The 17,808-nt window shown below is 66.6% G+C and carries 18 protein-coding genes; 12 read left to right on the top strand and 6 right to left on the bottom strand.

The window, feature by feature from the left end:
* Nucleotides 1-12: 12 nt before the first annotated feature.
* Nucleotides 13-309, bottom strand: coding sequence for a hypothetical protein (locus AAY78_RS02030; protein WP_046746705.1), 297 nt, complete (start codon nt 307-309; stop codon nt 13-15).
* A gap of 126 nt (nt 310-435) precedes the next feature.
* Here AAY78_RS02030 and AAY78_RS02025 point away from each other — a divergent pair, with 126 nt between their 5' ends.
* The 5 genes from AAY78_RS02025 to AAY78_RS02005 all read left to right on the top strand — a co-directional run bounded on the left by AAY78_RS02025 (nt 436) and on the right by AAY78_RS02005 (nt 5,049).
* Nucleotides 436-1,932 carry an L-serine ammonia-lyase, iron-sulfur-dependent, subunit alpha gene (locus AAY78_RS02025; protein ID WP_046746704.1) on the top strand — a complete coding sequence of 499 codons (1,497 nt, stop codon included), beginning with the start codon at nt 436-438 and terminating at the stop codon, nt 1,930-1,932.
* 70 nt (nt 1,933-2,002) lie between these two features.
* A complete protein-coding gene (locus AAY78_RS02020; RefSeq protein ID WP_046746703.1) occupies nt 2,003-2,758 on the top strand; it encodes an AAA family ATPase in 756 nt (251 codons plus the stop codon).
* A 43-nt stretch (nt 2,759-2,801) separates the two neighbouring features.
* On the top strand, nt 2,802-3,398 hold the full coding sequence (locus AAY78_RS02015; RefSeq protein WP_046746702.1) for a TetR/AcrR family transcriptional regulator: 597 nt from the start codon (nt 2,802-2,804) through the stop codon (nt 3,396-3,398).
* A 134-nt stretch (nt 3,399-3,532) separates the two neighbouring features.
* The gene (locus AAY78_RS02010) at nt 3,533-4,318 is read left to right on the top strand and encodes an ABC transporter ATP-binding protein (RefSeq protein WP_052748610.1); all 786 of its coding nucleotides are present in this window, start codon (nt 3,533-3,535) and stop codon (nt 4,316-4,318) included.
* Nucleotides 4,315-5,049 (top strand): ABC transporter permease, encoded by a 735-nt coding sequence (locus tag AAY78_RS02005; RefSeq protein WP_046746701.1) that lies wholly within the window; start codon nt 4,315-4,317, stop codon nt 5,047-5,049. The genes AAY78_RS02010 and AAY78_RS02005 overlap by 4 nt, the downstream gene beginning before the upstream one ends.
* A gap of 20 nt (nt 5,050-5,069) precedes the next feature.
* On the opposite strand, the gene hrpB is transcribed toward AAY78_RS02005, so the two are convergent.
* From hrpB to AAY78_RS01990, 3 genes are all read right to left on the bottom strand, one after another.
* A complete protein-coding gene (gene hrpB / locus AAY78_RS02000) occupies nt 5,070-7,625 on the bottom strand; it encodes an ATP-dependent helicase HrpB (protein WP_046746761.1) in 2,556 nt (851 codons plus the stop codon).
* Between the two features lie 76 nt (nt 7,626-7,701).
* Complete coding sequence (locus AAY78_RS01995) at nt 7,702-9,294, bottom strand: SPFH domain-containing protein (protein ID WP_046746700.1); 1,593 nt, start codon at nt 9,292-9,294, stop codon at nt 7,702-7,704.
* Nucleotides 9,295-9,464: 170 nt separating this feature from the next.
* A complete protein-coding gene (locus tag AAY78_RS01990; protein WP_046746699.1) occupies nt 9,465-9,893 on the bottom strand; it encodes a MarR family winged helix-turn-helix transcriptional regulator in 429 nt (142 codons plus the stop codon).
* A gap of 447 nt (nt 9,894-10,340) precedes the next feature.
* Here AAY78_RS01990 and AAY78_RS19140 point away from each other — a divergent pair, with 447 nt between their 5' ends.
* From AAY78_RS19140 to AAY78_RS20230, 5 genes are all read left to right on the top strand, one after another.
* Nucleotides 10,341-11,078 carry a TnsA-like heteromeric transposase endonuclease subunit gene (locus tag AAY78_RS19140; protein WP_082066568.1) on the top strand — a complete coding sequence of 246 codons (738 nt, stop codon included), beginning with the start codon at nt 10,341-10,343 and terminating at the stop codon, nt 11,076-11,078.
* Between the two features lie 77 nt (nt 11,079-11,155).
* Nucleotides 11,156-13,081, top strand: a complete 1,926-nt coding sequence (locus AAY78_RS19135; protein ID WP_156172595.1) for a Mu transposase C-terminal domain-containing protein — start codon at nt 11,156-11,158, stop codon at nt 13,079-13,081.
* Complete coding sequence (locus AAY78_RS01975) at nt 13,078-14,106, top strand: ATP-binding protein (protein WP_045264203.1); 1,029 nt, start codon at nt 13,078-13,080, stop codon at nt 14,104-14,106. Before AAY78_RS19135 ends, AAY78_RS01975 begins: the two co-directional genes overlap by 4 nt.
* Nucleotides 14,103-15,005, top strand: coding sequence for a TniQ family protein (locus AAY78_RS20260; protein ID WP_153243565.1), 903 nt, complete (start codon nt 14,103-14,105; stop codon nt 15,003-15,005). The genes AAY78_RS01975 and AAY78_RS20260 overlap by 4 nt, the downstream gene beginning before the upstream one ends.
* Nucleotides 15,006-15,487: 482 nt before the next feature.
* Nucleotides 15,488-16,150: a hypothetical protein gene (locus tag AAY78_RS20230; protein ID WP_045264201.1), complete on the top strand. Its 663-nt coding sequence runs from the start codon at nt 15,488-15,490 to the stop codon at nt 16,148-16,150.
* Here AAY78_RS20230 and AAY78_RS20225 read toward each other — a convergent pair.
* Nucleotides 16,031-16,315, bottom strand: coding sequence for a helix-turn-helix domain-containing protein (locus AAY78_RS20225; protein ID WP_197073245.1), 285 nt, complete (start codon nt 16,313-16,315; stop codon nt 16,031-16,033). The genes AAY78_RS20230 and AAY78_RS20225 overlap by 120 nt on opposite strands.
* 262 nt (nt 16,316-16,577) lie before the next feature.
* Here AAY78_RS20225 and AAY78_RS01960 point away from each other — a divergent pair, with 262 nt between their 5' ends.
* Nucleotides 16,578-17,000: a hypothetical protein gene (locus tag AAY78_RS01960; protein ID WP_156149170.1), complete on the top strand. Its 423-nt coding sequence runs from the start codon at nt 16,578-16,580 to the stop codon at nt 16,998-17,000.
* A gap of 86 nt (nt 17,001-17,086) precedes the next feature.
* A complete protein-coding gene (locus tag AAY78_RS01955; RefSeq protein ID WP_045264199.1) occupies nt 17,087-17,464 on the top strand; it encodes a hypothetical protein in 378 nt (125 codons plus the stop codon).
* 23 nt (nt 17,465-17,487) lie between these two features.
* On the opposite strand, the gene AAY78_RS20020 is transcribed toward AAY78_RS01955, so the two are convergent.
* The coding region (locus AAY78_RS20020; RefSeq protein ID WP_231589636.1) for a hypothetical protein at nt 17,488-17,808 on the bottom strand (321 nt) is incomplete at its 5' end.

Genomic DNA, 17,808 nt, shown 5'->3' with positions numbered 1-17,808 from the left:
TTCTTCGGGAGCTCAGTCGGCCTGCGGCTCTTCCGTGTCGATCACGCCGATGCCGACCGCCTCGTGATCGGGCTCGGGCTCATCGCGCTTCGGAGCCTTGGGCTCTTCGCCCGGGGCCTTCTCGGTGCTGGGCTCTTCGAGCTCCTCGGTGCTCGGAACCTCGCTCGGGTCGGCGTCTTCTGGCGATTCCGCCTCGGCGGGTGTCGTGACCTCGCCCTCGCTCGTGTCCGACGACGGCGTGGGCGTGGGGGTCTGCGATTCGGGGGAGGCCTCGTCCGTGGTCTCCGGGTCGGGAGTGGTGTCGGTCATGATGACCCCTTTCGACGATGTGTTCCGAACAGGATGGCTCCGCACACGCAGGACGGGAAGGGGCTTGACGCGCTGATGAGTTAACCGCGGTGAACCGAAGTGGTGAATCCGGCGTAGCCTGGAGGGGTGACAGCGTACGTCTCGGCCTTCGACCTCTTCTCCATCGGAGTGGGGCCATCGAGCTCCCATACGGTCGGACCGATGCGAGCGGCCCTCGACTTCGCTCGGCGACTCACAGCGACGGGAATCCTTCCCCAGGTCGCCCGGATCGGCACCACCCTCTACGGTTCGCTCGGAGCGACGGGTATCGGGCACGGCACCCCGGATGCGGTCGTCGCGGGCCTGCGCGGTCTCACGCCGGAGACCTGCGATCCTGCCGACGTCCGTGCAGCCTGGACCGATCTGCCCGCGCAAGCCATGATCCGCATCGACGGCACCCACGACGTCCCCTTCGCGAAGGACGACATCGTGTTCGCGCCGCGCACCCGGCTTCCCGGACACCCGAACGCCATGACGATCACCGCCTGGGACGACGCGGGTGCGGTGCTCGCCGAGGAGACCTACTACTCGGTCGGCGGAGGCTTCATCCGACGCGACGGCGAGGAGGCGAAGCTCACGACCGCCGGATTCCCGTATTCCTACGCGGATGCGGCGTCGTTGCTCGCGCTCTGCGACGAGAACGGACTGTCGATCGCCGAGGTGGCGCGACTGAACGAGACATCGCTGCGCTCGGAGGAGGAGGTCGCTGCCGGGCTCGATGCGATCTGGGATGCGATGTCGGGGTGTGTCGATGCCGGCCTCCACGCCGAGGGCACGCTCCCCGGAATCCTCAAGGTCAAGCGGCGCGCCGGTGTGATCCGCGGCCAGCTCGAGGAGGTGGAAGCCGACGGGCATCGCGAGCTTCCCGGGGAATGGCTCGGGGCCTTCGCGCTCGCCGTGAACGAGGAGAACGCGGCGGGCGGTCGTGTCGTCACGGCGCCGACCAATGGAGCAGCAGGCATCCTCCCCGCCGTCGCGATGTACTGGTGGCGTTTCCTTGCCGACTCGGGGCTCGGGGCGGGCAACGCGGTCACCCCGTACGGCGAGCTGGTCGGCAGTGCGCTGCTCGGTTTCGAGTCGGACGTGCGTGCGGTGAGCGACGGGAGCGACCTCGACGAGGAGCAGACCGCTGAGGCGAACCGTCGCCGCGGCATCCGTCGCTTCCTGCTGACCGCGACGGCACTCGGGTCGCTGTTCAAGGCCAACGCGTCGATCTCCGGCGCGGAGGGCGGGTGCCAGGCCGAGGTCGGCAGCGCCTGTGCCATGGCGGCCGGCGGCCTCACCGCGGTGATGGGCGGCACGAACCGGCAGATCGAGAACGCGGCCGAGATCGCGATGGAGCACCACCTCGGTCTCACGTGCGATCCGATCGGCGGGCTCGTGCAGATTCCGTGCATCGAGCGCAACGCGATCGCCGCCTCGACCGCCGTAACCGCTGCGCGGCTCGCCCTTCGCGGCGACGGCAGCCACTACGTCTCGCTGGACGCCGTCGTCGAGACGATGCGCCAGACGGGGGCCGACATGTCCACCAAGTACAAGGAGACGAGCGAGGGTGGCCTCGCTGTCAACGTCATCGAGTGCTGAGGCTCCTTCCCGTGTCCCTGTCGGGGGATGCGGGTAGCCTCTCCGAGACGCCACACGGGGAGGGATCACGATGGATGCGTTCTGGGAGCCGACCTCTCGACGACGACGGCAGCAGCCCGTCGTCGCGGTCCGTCCGAACGATGAGGCACCGACGACGGGCACGGGGTGGCCGACGAACATCCCCGCGGTCGCCCAGGTGCTGCGTGAGGGGATCGACCTCGACCCCGGGGTGACCTTCCTGGTCGGCGAGAACGGCAGCGGCAAGTCCACCCTGGTCGAGGGCGTCGCGATCGCGTACGGCCTCTCGCCCGAGGGAGGTTCCCGGCAGGCTCGACACACCACGCGGGCGACCGAATCGCCATTGTCCGAGTGGTTGCGGCTGCAGCGGGGAGTGGGCTCGAGCCGGTGGGGGTTCTTCCTCCGTGCAGAGACGATGCACTCCTTCTACACCTACCTCGAGGAGAACCCGTCGACCAGCGCACCCGATGTGCCGTTCCACGAGATGAGCCACGGCGAGTCGTTCCTCGCACTGCTGGAGAGCCGTTTCGACGAGCCGGGCTTCTACTGTCTCGACGAGCCGGAGGCCGCGTTGTCCTTCAACTCCACCCTCGCCCTGATCGCCGTGCTCCGACGCATCGCCGACGAGGGAGGGCAGGTGCTGTGCGCCACCCACTCGCCGGTGCTGGCGGCCCTGCCGGGAGCGAAGATCCTCGAGGTCGGCGAGTGGGGTGTGCGCCCGGCCGAGTGGGACGACCTCGAGATCGTGAACCACTGGCGTTCGTTCCTCGAGCATCCGACGCGCTATCTGCGTCATCTGCTCGACTGACCGGGACCGCCGTGCCATCGCCGCGCGTCATAGGCTGACGGGCATGACCGAGCACAAGCCCCCCAGACGGCGTGGCCGTCCCCGCGGCGTCTCGGACTCGCGGGCGCGCATCATCGCGTCCGCCGTGGACGACTTCGGGGAGAAGGGCTACGACGGAGCGACGATCCGCTCCATCGCCGCGCGGGCCGGGGTGGACTCCGCCCTCGTGCACCACTACTTCGGCACCAAAGCCGACCTCTTCGCCGAAGCCGTGGGCATCCCGCTGCGTCCGGACATCGATGTGCCGGGGATCCTCACGGGTCCGCGTGACGAGGTCGGTGAACGTCTGATCCGATACGTCCTCGAGGCGTTCGAACAGCCCGAGGTGCGCCGGCGCGGGGTCATGCTCCTCCGCACCGCGATCGGGAGTCGGGTGACGACACCGCTGCTGGCAGGATTCCTCTCGCGTGAGCTCCTCTCCCGCATCTCGCGGAGCCTCGACGTCGACGACGCCGACCTCAGGGCATCGCTCGTCGCCTCGCAGATCGCCGGGATGCTGATCGTCCGATATGTGCTGAAGCTCCCGGCGCTCGCTGCCGCCCCGGTGGAGGACCTCGTCGCACGGCTGGGCCCCACGGTGCAGCGCTACCTCTTCGACTGAGCTCCACTTCCTCCTGCTCTGCACCTTCTCCTGCTCTGCACCTTCTCCTGCTCTGCACCTTCTACTGCGCTCCACCTTTCTGCGCTCTGGAGAACCCGTTGACGCCGTCGATCGGCAGGCGCATAATTCATCGCATGATGAATAATGCTGCCGTCGAGATCACGCAGCTGCGCGTGCGGCGCGGGGCCGTTCATGTGTTCGACGGCATCGACCTCGCCGTGCCCCGCGGCCAGATCACGGGACTGCTGGGTCCCTCGGGGTGCGGCAAGACCACGCTCATGCGGTCGATCGTCGGCGTGCAGCGGATCGCGTCGGGCGACGTGACCGTTCTCGGTGAGCCGGGCGGTTCCCGCCAGCTGCGGCATCGTGTCGCGTACGGCACGCAGGGCGCCTCGGTCTACGGCGATCTCAGCGTGCGGCAGAACCTCTCATACTTCGCGTCGCTCCTGAAGGCGCCGAGGGGCGACGTCGACCGGGTCATCCAGGAGGTGGGCCTCGGCGCGCAGGCGGCGCAGCTCGTCGATTCGCTGAGCGGCGGCCAGGCGACGCGGGTGTCGCTCGCGGTGGCGTTGATCGGCGCCCCCGAGCTCATCGTGCTGGACGAGCCGACGGTCGGCCTCGACCCTGTGCTGCGCGCCGAGCTGTGGAGCCTGTTCCGCCGCCTTGCCGACCGGGGCGTCACACTCATCGTCTCGAGCCATGTGATGGACGAGGCGGTGCGCTGCGATCGGCTGCTCCTGATGCGGGAAGGGCGGATCATCGCCGACACGACGCCGTCGTCGCTGCTTGCCGACACCGGCACGAGCGACGCCGAAGCCGCGTTCCTCGCTCTGATCGAGCGCGACAGGGCGGCCGGCGCCGCGACCACAAGGCGGGCGCGGCGAGAGGCGCACGAGCGGAATGAGGGGGTCGAGGGATGAACGGACGTCGGCTGTTCGCGACCGCCGGGCGCGTGCTCACGCAGCTGCGGCACGACCCGCGGTCGATCGCCCTGATGCTCATCGCCCCGAGCCTGCTCGTCGGTCTCTTCGCCTGGCTGTTCAGCGAGCAGGACGGTGTGTTCGATCAGTTCGGCGGTGCGATCCTGGCGCTGTTCCCGTTCATCGTGATGTTCCTCATCACATCGATCACCACCCTGCGCGAGCGCCGTTCCGGCACGCTCGAACGGCTGATGACCACGCCACTCGAGAAGGCCGACTTCATCCTCGGCTACGCACTCGCGTTCGGGCTGATGGCCCTGCTGCAGGCGGTGATCACGGTGTCGTTCGCGGTCGCGGTGTGCGGCCTCGACGTCGACGGGCCGCTGTGGCAGCTCGGCCTCGTCGCGGTTGTCGATGCTCTGCTCGGCACGGCGCTCGGGTTGCTGGCGAGCGCGTTCGCCCAGACCGAGTTCCAGGCCGTGCAGTTCATGCCGCTGCTGGTGTTCCCGCAGATCATCCTCGGCGGTCTGTTCATGCCCCGAGACCAGATGCCCGATGTGCTGCACGCCATCTCTGACTGGCTGCCGCTCAGCTACGCGATCGACACGATCAATGCGGTCGCGGCGGGGGACGAGGGCGCGGACGTGTTCGGTCCGCTGCTCATCGTCGTGGCGTTCGCCGTCGGCGCCCTGGCGCTTGCCGCCCTCACACTGCGGCGGCGAACTGGCTGAGACCGGCTCGGGGGTGCGGGTCAGCGAGCGGCGCGGTTCTTGGTTTGCTTGGTCGGCGCCGCGGCCCATGGGTCCTCGGGCCACGGGTGCCGGGGGTAGCGGCCGCGCATCTCGGCGCGCACCTGGGCGTAGGGACCGGACCAGAAGGAGGCGAGGTCGTCTGTGACGGCGAGCGGCCGCCCCGCCGGGGACAGCAGGTGGAAGAGCACGAGAACGCGTCCGTCCACCAGCCGCGGCGTCTCCGCCCAGCCGAAGCACTCCTGCAGCTTCACTGCCACGACGGGGCGTGCGGTCGCGTCGCCGTCGGGCTCCGGGTAGGTGATGCGCACCCGGGACCCGCTGGGCACGGCGAGCCGTTCCGGGGCGAGCGTATCCAGGTGCACGGCTTCCGGCCAGGGCAGCAGACGGCGAAGGGCGGACGTGAGATCCAGCCGGCTGGCGGGGGCACCGGACGCGAGGGCATCGAGCTCCGTCGCCAGCCACGTGTCGAGCGATTCGAGCAGCCCCGAGTCCGACACGTCGGGCCAGGGTTCGCCGAGCTCGCGTCGCAGCAGCGCGAGTCGGCGGCGCAGGGCATCCGCACTCTCGGACCAGGTGAACATGCCGAGTCCGTCGCGTCGGAGCGCCCGCTCCACTGCATCCCGGCCTTCCGCCGCCGCCGCCCGCACCGGCACCGATGAGCGGACGATCGCCCCGATCCGGCGCTCACGGCGGGCCTGCACGCGACCTCCGACGAACTCGGCCTCGATGCGGTCTGTCATCAGGTGGCTGGCCGCGCTCTCCATCTGCCCCTCCGTCAGCACCGCCGCCGATCGGATGACCGCGCCGGAGCCCGCCGCCGCCCGCGATGAGGCCCGGGTGACGTCGGCCACGGCCAGCCACTCCACGGCGGCGAGCGGACCGGTGACCCCGGCCCGGGTGCCCGAAGCCAGCAGGAAGGTCGCGCCCGACTCCGAGCGCTCGACGCGGTGGGCGACACGGTCAGGGAAGGCCAGCGCGATCACGAGACCCACCCCCTCGAGGCCCGAACGCGTGTCCGGCGTCGGATCGACCATCCGCTCCAGGCGACGCGCGTCCTCGTGCCAACGGCGAGCGTCGGGGGTCCGACTTCCGCGCAGTGCGATGAGAGCGTGGGCGACGTCGGTGTCGGGGACGCGCTGGTCTCCGCTCAGAAGCGCGACCACCTCAGCGGCGAGTCGGTTCCCCACCACGGGACTGCCGTCCCGCAGCGCCCTGGCCAGTCGCGGGTCGGTCGGGATACGTGCCAGCACTCGGCCGTGTGCCGTGGCGCGACCGTCGTCGTCGATCGCGCCGAGTCCGCGGAGCACGGCCACGGCGTCGGCGAGGCTGTCGGCTCGCAGCGGTTCGATCATGCGCAGACCCGCGCCACCCGGTGCGCCCCAGCAGGCGAGGAGGAGGGCGGCGTCGGTGAGGTCGGCCGTGGCGATCTCCGCCGACGGACGAGCGGGAGCCGCGGCGTAAGTGCGCTCGTCGACGCAGCGGATCACGGCGCCGGGGCCCTGCCGGGTGGCGCGTCCGGCACGCTGCACGCACGAGGAGCGTGAGGCGGCGGTGGTGACCAGACCCGTCATGCCACGGGCCGCGTCACGCTGGGGCTGCCGCGACAGGCAGGTGTCCACGACCAGCCGTACACCCGGCACGGTGAGAGATGACTCGGCCAGGGAGGTGGTGACGATGATGCGGGGGACCTCGCGCGGCGCGCGGCCGCGGATCACGGCGTCCTGTTCCGCCGGGGCGATCCGCCCGTGCAACTCGCGCACGTCGAAGGCGTCGCTGAGGGAGCGGAGGCGTCGCGCGATCTCCGACACCTCACCAGCGCCGGGGGCGAAGACCAGCACATCGGCTTCCGGGTCTTCGCGGACCAGTTCGGCGGCTGCGGATGCGGTGATGCTCGCGACGTGGTCGAGGAACCCCCGGGTGACTCCCCGTTCGTCGAGGCGGGGCACGGGACTCGGAGCCCATCGCTCGGTGAGGGGGAAGGCCGGGACGTCGTGGTCGACGACCGGCGCAGGGGACTCGTCGGTGCCGATGACGGCGGCGATCCGGGCGGCGTCGAGGGTGGCCGACATCGCCACGACCATCAGGTCGTCCCGCAGCTCGCGCACCTCGGAGAGCAGACCGACGAGGAGGTCGGTCTCGATGGCGCGCTCGTGCACCTCGTCGATGATGACCGCGCCCACACCGTCGAGTCCCGGGTCGTCGAGCATCCGTCGCAGGAGGACCCCCGCCGTGACGAACTCGACTTTCGTGTCGGCTCCCGCGGAGCGCTCGCCGCGGACGGTGAATCCCACGCGCCCGCCGAGCGGCGAGCCGTCGAGCTGCGCGAGTCGGCGAGCGGCCGCGCGTGCGGCGACCCGGCGCGGTTGGGTGACGATCACCCGCCCGGGGGTTCGCGAGGCGAGAAGCGGAGGCACCAGGGTGGTCTTGCCCGTGCCCGGCGGTGCGGTCACCACCACGGATGAACTCGTGTCGAGGGCGGCGGAGAGCTCCTCGACGGCGCCGGCGAACGACAGGCCGGCGCCGATCGTGGCGATGTCGAAGGCGGCGCGCGTCATCCGTCCAGTCTGCCCGGTCGGAGAAACGGCGGATGCCGCGACCGAATCGATCGCGGCATCTGCCGTCATGCGCCGACTACTCCGCGGGCGGCGCGGGCGGCGGTGGCGTGGTCGGCGTCGCGACGCGCGGCGTGGGCGCGGCCGCCGAAGCCTCTGCGACTCCTGCGCCGAAGCCGCGGCCCACGGCCTGACCCTGGATGATGCCGGCCAGGTCGAGCCCCGTAGCCGAGTGGACGCTGTCGAACACCGAGGCGAGCGCCTTGGCGCTGTCGGCGCCCACGACGGTGGATGCGCCGTCTTCGCCGGAGCTGCCGATGATCGACACGTTGCCGATCGCCGCATAGCCCTTCGAGAACTCGGCCATGATCGACGGCAGCACCTCGAGGACGCGCTGCGAGAGGAATGCGTCCTGGTTCGAGGCGATGGCCTTGGCCTCCGCCTCCAGGGCTGCCGCACGGGCGTCACCCTCGGCACGGATCGCGTCGGCCTCGGCGCTGGCGCGGAGGCGGCGGGCTTCTGCTTCGGCCTCGGCCTGGGCTCGGAGGGCATTCGCCTCACCGCTGGCCTTCGCGATCGCCGCTGCTGCTTCACCCTCGGCGCGGGCCTTGTCGGCCTGGGCCTGCTGTTCGGCGATGCGCGTGCGGGCCTCAGCCTGCTTGACCTGCTCGATCGCGGCGGCCTCCGCCGAGCGCTCACGTGTGTAGAGCTCGGCCTGGGCTCGGGTCTCCGCCTCGTAGCGCTGGGCGTCGGCGACGCGCTTCACGTCGGCGTCGAGCTGTGCCTGCTTGTTCTCGGCCTGCTGCTGCAGCACCGCCTGCTCGGCCTGCGCGCGGGCGAGTGCCTCGGCCTGCTCGGCTTCGGCGCGCGCCCGGCCGATGCCGGAGTCCGCGTTGGCGGTGTTGGTGTCGAGCGCGGTCTGCTCGATCAGGTTCGCTTCCTGGTTGGCGATGTTCTTCTGGTTGATCGCGCGGTCGGCGTTGGTCTGCGAGATCTCGGCGGACTGGCGCTTCGCCTGGATCTCGGGGGCGCCGAGCGACTGGATGTAGCCCACTTTGTCGGTGATGCCCTTGATCTGGAACGAGTCGAGGATCAGACCCTGCTCGGCGAGCTCTTGCGAGACGTCTGCGGCGATCTGGTCCGAGAACTTCTTGCGCTCGCGCATCAGCTCGACGACCGACAGGGTGGCGACGATACCGCGGAGCGCACCTTCGAGCTGCTCGGTGGTGAACTGCTCGATGGCCTTGTCCTGCGAGGCGAATCGCTCGGCTGCGCGGCGGACCAGGATCGGGTCGGATCCGATCTTCACGATCGCGACACCGTCGACGTTCAGGGTCACGCTGTCGAGCGACTGCGCTTCGGCGTTCAGGGAGACCTGACGTGAACGCAGCGAGATGATCTCGTGACGCTGCGTGATCGGGTTCACGAGCGACTTGCCGTTCACGATCACGGTGACCGGCGACTCCGACATCTCGGACCTGCTCGAGCCGTCGGCCGAGAGCACTGCCGTCTGCACCTTCTGCTTGCGCCCCGAGATGACGAGTGCCTCGTCGGCGCGAGCGACCTTGATCCAGCTGCGCGCGAACAGCAGCAGGACGAGCAGTAGGACGACGGCGACGACGACGGCGATGCCGACGATGACGAGGATGCCGACGATTCCGGCGATCTCCATGGATGACCTCCCTGGTTCCCCCCGAGGGGGCGGTCTCGGACGCGCCGTAATGCGCGCCTTCGCCCCCACCCTGCCAGAAAAGCGCCCGGCGTCGCCGCGGCGGACGTCATCTCCCGTGTCCCATGGGGAACTCATCCTCCCCCAGAGAAGCTGTGGAGGAGAGTCGGACGTCAGCCCTTGCGGAGCTTCTCCGCGAGGTCGCGCAGGGCGCGGAGCTCGTCGTCGTCGAGGCGGGACATGCGCTCGGCGATCGAGCGTCCGTGCACAGTGGCGAGCGAGCGGAAGGCCCGTGCCCCCTCGTCCGTCGCGCGGATCAGTGCGCCGCGACCGTCGTCGGGGTCGGGGCACTTCGCCACGAGACCGCGCGCGACCATGCGGTCGACCAGTCGCGAGACGCTGGGTTGGCTGATGAGCATATTCGCCGTGATGTCCCGCAGCCGCGCTGTGAGGTCGGGGGAGCGGGTGACGGTGAGCAGCACGTCGTACTCGGCCTGCGCGATATCGCTGTGCTCGAAGTCGCCCGTCATCTCGGTGAACAGCTCGTGCTGCGCGCGGAACAGGCTCTCCCAGGCCTCCAGGGCGAGCTTGCGATCGGTCATCCTCACAGAATAGTGCGAACAGTAAAGGGCCGGTCGGAGAGGCTCCCGACCGGCCCTTGTCCCTTGCACCAAGAGTGTCCTGCAATCACATGCGGTGGATGCCACAGCAAACATTCACCGTGCGATCACTGTATAACGGCGAGATAACGAATGCAACGGTTTGATCACGGAATCTTTAGCGCAGGCATCGCGCTGTCCGATCTCACGAAAAGTGTCGGAGTCTCACGAAGGCTGTCGGAGAGTCTCACGAAAGTGTCGGAGTCTCACTAGACGTGTCGGAAGAGCGGCGTGTCGACCAGCCTCGTTGGGTGCCGGACATAGTCTGCCCGTGAGCAGATCCCCAGTCGGGGCATCTTTGTCAGGGCTCAGGACATAGGCCAGTACCGCTCCCCAGGAGAGAGGCTGACTGCCGAATAGGAAGTATCCGTCGATGTCGATTGGATCCCTATGGACCTGACTCAGCAATGGCCTGTTCCTCCCACCACTAAAGCCAACCGGACGCGAGCTCGCGTTGAGTACCGTCTCGATGGCGTGCAACTAGAGCTCGACGCCGTCGACTGCGACAGCGTGCCCTTCGAACGAGGCGATCCCGTTCGGAACTTTCCCAGTTGGCGGCTCAAGCGTCATTACGACGGCTACCACTGGATGGGTGCGCTTGGCGCGTCTGTCGGATTCGAGTCGCTGACGGAGCGGGGCTGCCTCATCGAATTGGACCGCACCCCGGGCGTGGTTGCGATCGCCAGCCAGCCCATGTGGATCCGATGGACCACACCCGACGGCCCGCGCGAGCACTGCCCGGACTACTTCGTGCGTCTGGACGACGGGCACGCCGTGCTGATGGACGTCAAGCCGGCGACTCAGATCAAGGACGACGTCAGAAGACAGTTCGACATGACAGCGGTGTTCGCCGCTGAGCGCGGCTGGCGGTATGTCGTCTATGACGCGGAATCGGTAGTCCGCGAGGCCAACCTCCGATTCCTGGGCCCGTTTCGAGACTGGGCGAGCAGCGAAGAACTGCCAATGCTCCCAGAAGATGGGCTGCCCCTGGCTGAGGTAGCTGCGCTGCTCGGCGTCGGATCCGAGGGCTTCGCACACTGCTACGCGCACCTCTGGTCAGGGGCGCTCGAGGCAGATCTCGATCAAGCCCTCAACATCAGAACGATCGTGTGGCAAAGGAGCGTGTAGTGCGGGTTGTAGTTGGCGGGTCGCTCACGTGGCGTCAACGCAAGTTCTCGGTCTTGTTCATCGAGAAGGATTCGGCGATGCTCCGAGATGAGGACGGAAGTGAGGTCGAAGTCGCTCTCGACGAGCTTCGACATGATGCAACACCGGTGCCTAGCGACACTTCAGGTCTGCTGAACCTTCCTCTGCAGGTGCAGGACATCACGCCGGACATGGATGCGTGGCTGCAATCCTGCATACGTATCGAGGCGACCCGAGAAGAGATCGGGGTCGGGAAGGCTGTTGAAGCAGAGCGCGAGTGGCTGGAGGTGCGCCTAAGTAGAACTGTCTCCACGCGCGCCGTGGAGCGTCGGCTTAAAGCGTTCCGAGAGCAGGGGACGACCACTGCAGGCAAAGGCTCCCCACGCAAGAGCACATGGGATCCACGCCTCGTCGAGGCCATCAACCACGTACTCGGAGGAAAGAGCCGCGCCTCGACTGTGAGTCGAACTACAGCGATCGAACAAATCATGAGGCGCGTCGAACGTCTCCACGGCGATGCGGTGAAGCTGCCGAGCCGAGCGACGTTCTTCCGACTTCTCGAAGCAGACGAGCACGGGCAATTCACCTTCGGTTCGGCCAAGACTCGCGAGTCGCTTGCGCTTCAACCCGACGGCACATTCGGCACTCGCACCGCACTGCGTCCCGGCGAACTGGTCGAGATGGACTCCACGCGGATTGATGTCATGTTGCGGATCGATGACGAAACCGTCGGCCGGCCCGAACTGACGATTCTCCTTGACGTCGCAACGCGCTCGATTCTTGCCGCGATGCTCCGCCCCGAAGGGACGAAGAGCGTCGACCTGGTGGCTGTCCTTGCACGGGCCCTGGTGCCCTATGGCCGGCGTATGGAAGGGGTTCGCGAGACCCGACAGCTGATTTCGACGGCATGGGCTGACGATCAACTGATCGATCAGGAGCGATTTGAGCGATTGCGTATCGCGCAGCCGTATGTGTTTCCGGACACGATCACCACCGACCGCGGACGAAACTATTTGTCGCGGCATTTCCGCGCTGCGTGTGAAACCTTGAATATCTCGCTGATCACCTCGGCGCCGCACACACCAACGGACAAACCGCACGTAGAGCGAGCGTTCGGGGCAATCAACTCAATGCTGCTGCAGCATGTGAAGGGATATGTCGGCCGCAGCGTCGAACATCGCGGGCGCGACACAGACACGGAATCCGACGAACTACTGACGATCGCACAGGCCCAGGAGCTCCTAGAGGACTGGATCGCGGTCGAGTGGCAGAATCGTCCGCATGACGGACTGCGGGACCCGTTGCATCCGCGCATCAAGTTGTCGCCGAACGAGATGTGTCGCGCGTTCCGCGCTTACGTGCCCGAACTCCACGTACCGCTGACGCGAGACGACTACATCGCGCTGCTACCTGTGGACTACCGAGTTCTGAACCGCTACGGCGTGCGCATCGATAACCGCGTCTACAACTCCGAGCGGCTCAAAGGCCTGTGGAGGCGCAAGTCTCCTGACAAAGCGCGGAACGGCCGATGGCCGATCCGCGTAGACCCCTACAATCTGCACGTCGTCTGGCTCGAGCGGGACGGCGAGTTCATCCCTCTGAGATGGTCCAATCAGGTCCATGAACTCCCGATGCTGGGTGATGTCTGGCGGTACGCTCGCACGTCGCGCTCCGGTGGTGTCGCGGATCTCGATGCTGAACGTCGCGAGCTTGCGATGGCGATCAAGGCGTTCGCCGGTCAAGGGAATCCGGCCCCTCGAAGCAACGGTCAGAAGCGAAGCGGGCGAGAGCGCGCTCGATTGGCAGCGATCGCTGAAGATCCGATGAACTTCACCAGTGTGAAGGGCATCGAGGACGAGAAACGACCTGCTGACGATGACAATTCGTCCATCGAGACCACCTCTACTGAGGAATGGCCTAACACCGGTGGCTTCCCTCTCATCGGAGACAGGCTCGACGAGGTGCGGCGGAGGATCGACGAATGATCGAGATCGCGACCAAGGAAGGCTGGCGCGAGCACGTCGACACCGCGTATGAGCGCCCGGCGCCGGTCACATCCGAGGAGCTTCGGGCCATGAGCTTCGGGGACCGCGCGTTATACAACCAGGGACGAGCTCAATACTCGCAGGCAGGCGCCTTCGTGCGGACACCGCAGTTCGAAGCCTTCCAGCGAGCCGTGCGGGATCGCGTCATGCTCAACGCCTACCGACGAGTCGGGAAGCTAGGCCTGATCCTCTCGGGGGAGCCAGGCCAGGGCAAGACTACTTCGCTAGTCGAGATCGGTAGAGCACACGAACGCAGGCGGCGAGACACCGGCCACCCGGCTGCGGGGCCGGGCATGCTCCCAGTCGTGTATGTCGCGGTACCCGCCCAGTGCTCAGCCAAAGCTCTGATGCATGAGTTCGCCCGATTCCTTGGTCTCCCGGTTCTCAGCAGGATGACCTACGGGGACCTGCTGGAAGCGGTCTCGAACGCCCTGCGCAGATGCTCCACCGAACTTGTCTTGGTCGATGACGTGCATCACCTCGATCTGAAGTACCGGCAGAACGTCGAGGCATCAGACATGCTCAAGCAGCTTTCCGAGCGATGTGGAGGCACGTTCGTCTACGCCGGAATCGCAGTTGAGGGGACCGGACTTCTCGACGGCTCACGTGGTGGGCAGATCGGGAAGCGATTCGAAGTGCACGTGGCCTTACCATTTCCTTTGATCTCGACCGCGGAGAAGGCTCGCTGGGGTGATCTGCTTCTCGCCATGGAGAGCTCACTGTGTCTAGCAGAGCAACGGCCAGGATCGATTCTGTCCGCGGCGCCGACACTGCACGCGCTGACGGGCGGGGAGATCGGACTGCTCAAGGACCTCTTGCAGTTCGCTGCCCTGAGCGCGATGGACGACGGAACCGAGAAGCTCGATTCGGCCGCATTTGAACGCGATCTTGCCCGCCGTCAGACGGCCGCAACGCTCCACACAAGCAAGCCGCGACGATCGCGAACGCCTGTGAGTGCGGCATGACCTCGCGTCCCGGGCTTCCGACTTCCGTTCGCCTGTATCCGGGAGAAACGGCGGCGAGCTACTGGGCGCGGCTTTGCGCCGCAAATGCAATCGGCGAAAAGGACCTCTGGTTGGCGTTGCGACGCGAGGATCGAACCCTCCCAATTCGGGTGACACCGAGAAGCGCCCTCCGGAAGATCGAGGCGTTGGGTGGGCTTCCGGATGGTGCATTGCTCCGCGAAGCCGGCGGTCGCGCCTGTGGACATGGTGGCGCCACGCGTCAAGTCGAATGCCCGAGTTGTCGCATGATTCCGGCAGCTGTGGCTCTCTGCAGACGGTGCGCCCGAGGCGATCAGGTCACAGTCGCGCGTATGCACGGTCCGGTCTGCGTGCGACACCGGAGGTGGCACGGAAGCGGCCGAGATATTCCCCTGCCGGGGAGGCACAAGCACCTGCTCGCGCAACGCCTGCTGAATGGAACTCTCACTCTTCGAGGTGTGCCGTATCGGTCACCCGAAGTTGATGCGGCCGCGGAGTTGCTGCGACTGCGAAATCTCGAAGGTGGGTGCGCAGCTGAACTTCTGGATGACGAGATTCTTCAATTTCCGCGGCGAATCGCGCTCACTGCGCGGCTCACTGACGCTCGTCTCGCGAACGTTCTGATGTCGCAGGGTCTCGGTGGGTACGCACTGGCAATGCTGTTCGATCGCGTAGTCGCCGCGCACTCTCTAGGGCATCGCGCCGTGGACGGAATCTTCGACAGCCTGAGAATTCAGGGACGGGAACTCTGGATCGGCAGGTCCGCGGTCGCGACGCAAGGCGGCTGCGTGCTTACGCCCGCTGCCAGGCGCATGCTTCCGAGGGTCAAGGCGATCAGGGCGCATGTGCTGAACCATCGTGTGGAACTGAGGTCGAGGTAGGCATGCGAACTCTTCCCTGTCGTGTGATTCCGCTGCCCGGGGAGACGCCTGCCGGTTTCCTGGCTAGGTTGGCCGTCGCCAACTCGCTCGATCTCAGCGCGCTCACCCACTATTTGGAGCGGACGGTTGGTGCCAACAGGTCGAGCTCGACCAACGCTCGATTCACATCTGCGACTGAGGCAATCGGTGCGCTGCCTCCCGGGTACTTCGCCAAGGAGCGCGCACGCTTCCGTCTGTATCGGCGCTGCCACCACGTTCGGTGGATGCTTCGACGCTGCGCCACGTGCGAAGTTGTTGATCGCGCTCGCTCCGCGTGCTTGGTATGCAGCGACGGAAACCCGACTGAGGTGTTCAGTAGGGGAGGTGGGTTTTGCATTCGCCACCGTCGATGGCACTTCCTCGGTGAAGATGAACTCCTGTCCACCCCGTCGGCGTGCCATCGCGCCGAACAGTCGATTTCAGGAGTCCTTTGGAGACGTGGAGTGACGATGCACACGGGCGAATACGACCTTGCCCTGCGCTTGATCATCGACAGCTGGCAAGAGCGACCTGACGCGCGCTGGCTCCGAGCCTCGTGCTCGTATGCGCCGGCAGTTGACCTGCTCGTGACGCTAACGCACCCTGACGTCACGCTCAGCTTGTTTGCACTCGCCGAGAGCGACTCCCAGCAGGTCGAAGGGCTTATCGGGCTCGTCGTAGGCATTGGAGGTGGAAGCCGGACGGCGGAACTGGAATCGACCGCAGCCACGGTCGTAGCGGTTCACCGCGCCGCGATGTACACCGCGATCCGAATGCCGAAGTCGAGCGGGGCGACGGTATCGAAAACGCCATTTGAGAAGGGGGTCGCGGAAGCGTCCTACCGTGAGAAAGCGGTTCTCCTGCGCCACATCACGCGCTCCGGCAGAAGAGCGGACATCCTGGAGCGTTCTGTGCGTGCGGCACCTGCATCTCGGGTCGTATCCCGGCGCATCGTTCCCGGCTGGGCCGACGATGCACCGTGGGTCACGCAGGGGCCTGAACAGCGCTCAGCGACTTCGAAGATCGGGAGCGTTCCCCGGGACCAGATCGGTCAAGGTGATGCCGAGCACCTGGGTGAGAGCCAGGAGAGTTCGCAACGTCGGGTTAGCCGGGTGGCCGGGGCGTGATTCGCCCTTCTCGTACTTCTGATACGTGTACCGGGTCAGCCCGGCGCGGTAGGCCACGTCTTCCTGGCTCAGATTGGCTTTGTGGCGAGCAGTGCGAAGGGAAGTGGCGAAGCGCTGCGCGAACGCATCCCAATCTGCTTCCAAGTCGTCGTTCCGCTGGCGCACCTTCCAAGCGTCTAGATCCGGGCTCTCATGCTTGGCCTAATCGGTATGGCATAATTTGGGAGGCCATACGAAACAATCATCATCTTCGTCGGATTGCTCCGCTACTCCCTGCACGTGTGCTGCCCATCCCGGTGACTGGCGGTCGCGCCGCGGGATCGGCCCGTGCATGCGACCGCGAAATGTGATGGTGTGCGTCATGTGTGAGGCGTTCCCGATCTGGTGGCAGGACATCACGAGTCCGCCGCCTACAGAATGGGTGTACATGTTCGAAGAGTTCACCGGCGATGACACCGCGGAGGAATGGGCGCTGGCTGCCGCCATCTTCATCGCGCAGACTCGACGCCGCACGGGCCTCGGTCCGACGTTCGCCGAACTCTTCACCCACCTGCTGCCCGACACCGGTGGATTGCCGGGTCCTTTCCCAGAACTCGAGTTCATGGAGCGCCGACGGGCGGTCACGGGATTTCGAGGTCACGCCGCTATCGAGTGGCGTCGTCGAGGAATGATTAGCTTCGACAGGGCCGTGATGCGCAGTCTGCGCGTAGGGCGCGCGTTCCGTGAGCATTCTCGACGGCGGCAACAGTCCCGAGCGTCCCTAGTTGCCCGTAACGGTTCGAAGCATTCCACACTGGTCCTGCTTGCGGAACCGCTGGAGGTGGCTGACGAAACGAACGAAGGTACGTAGGCTCCCATCGAGCCGATGTACCCGTGAGCCACCACTAGCCCGTTCGAGTCGTCTAGAGCGGAGAACGTCGATCAGGAGGGGACGATATGACTGAGAACGCTCCGCCGGGGCTTCGGCGGATCATTGCTCGCATCGAACCTGGCTGGCCTGAGCTCATCGATGTGAGCTCCGGCTGGTACCCGCTTCTCGACCGGCTTGACAGAAAGCTCGCGGCGATCGCTCCGGGCTACGTCGTTCAGCAGATCAAATCAAAGTTTGGCTCTCTCAGCTTTTACGCTCGTGCATCCGACGACGTCTACGACTACAACGAAGTGTTCAGCGACGCCATCCTTGCTGCTGAGTGGGAGAGCACGAGGACCTGCGAAGAATGCGGGGCACCGGCGAGGACCTACACGATCCGAATGTGGGTGTGGGCACTCTGCGCGTCTCACGCTCGTGCCAAGGCCGGGGAAGCATCCGAATGAGGGCCGCCCTGCCTGGCGGACGTTCAGACTACGAGCTGCTCGTCTAGGAACTGATCAATTTGCCCAACATCGGCAAGGGTGAGGCCCACGAACTTGTCGGGGCGGACGACCAGCGATGGGACCTCCGTCATCGCGGTTAGCCGTTGCTCAGCGTCCTCGGGAGCTCGATCGTCTGCCCACACGACGTTCCCTGCGGCGCTGCGCGAAGGCTCGCGAACGCATCGAATCCTTTCGATCCGCGCTGTCGCCCGGGGGCTTGCGATCGCGCGCATCTCGGCAGTGTCACGGTCCGGATTCGAAATGCCGATGCCGACTTGACAGCGGTCCCGACGAAGACGACGATA

The sequence above is a fragment of the Microbacterium sp. Ag1 genome (genome assembly GCF_001005635.1).
In the GTDB taxonomy this organism is placed as follows: domain Bacteria; phylum Actinomycetota; class Actinomycetes; order Actinomycetales; family Microbacteriaceae; genus Microbacterium; species Microbacterium oxydans.
This window is presented reverse-complemented; position numbering and strand designations above follow the sequence as displayed.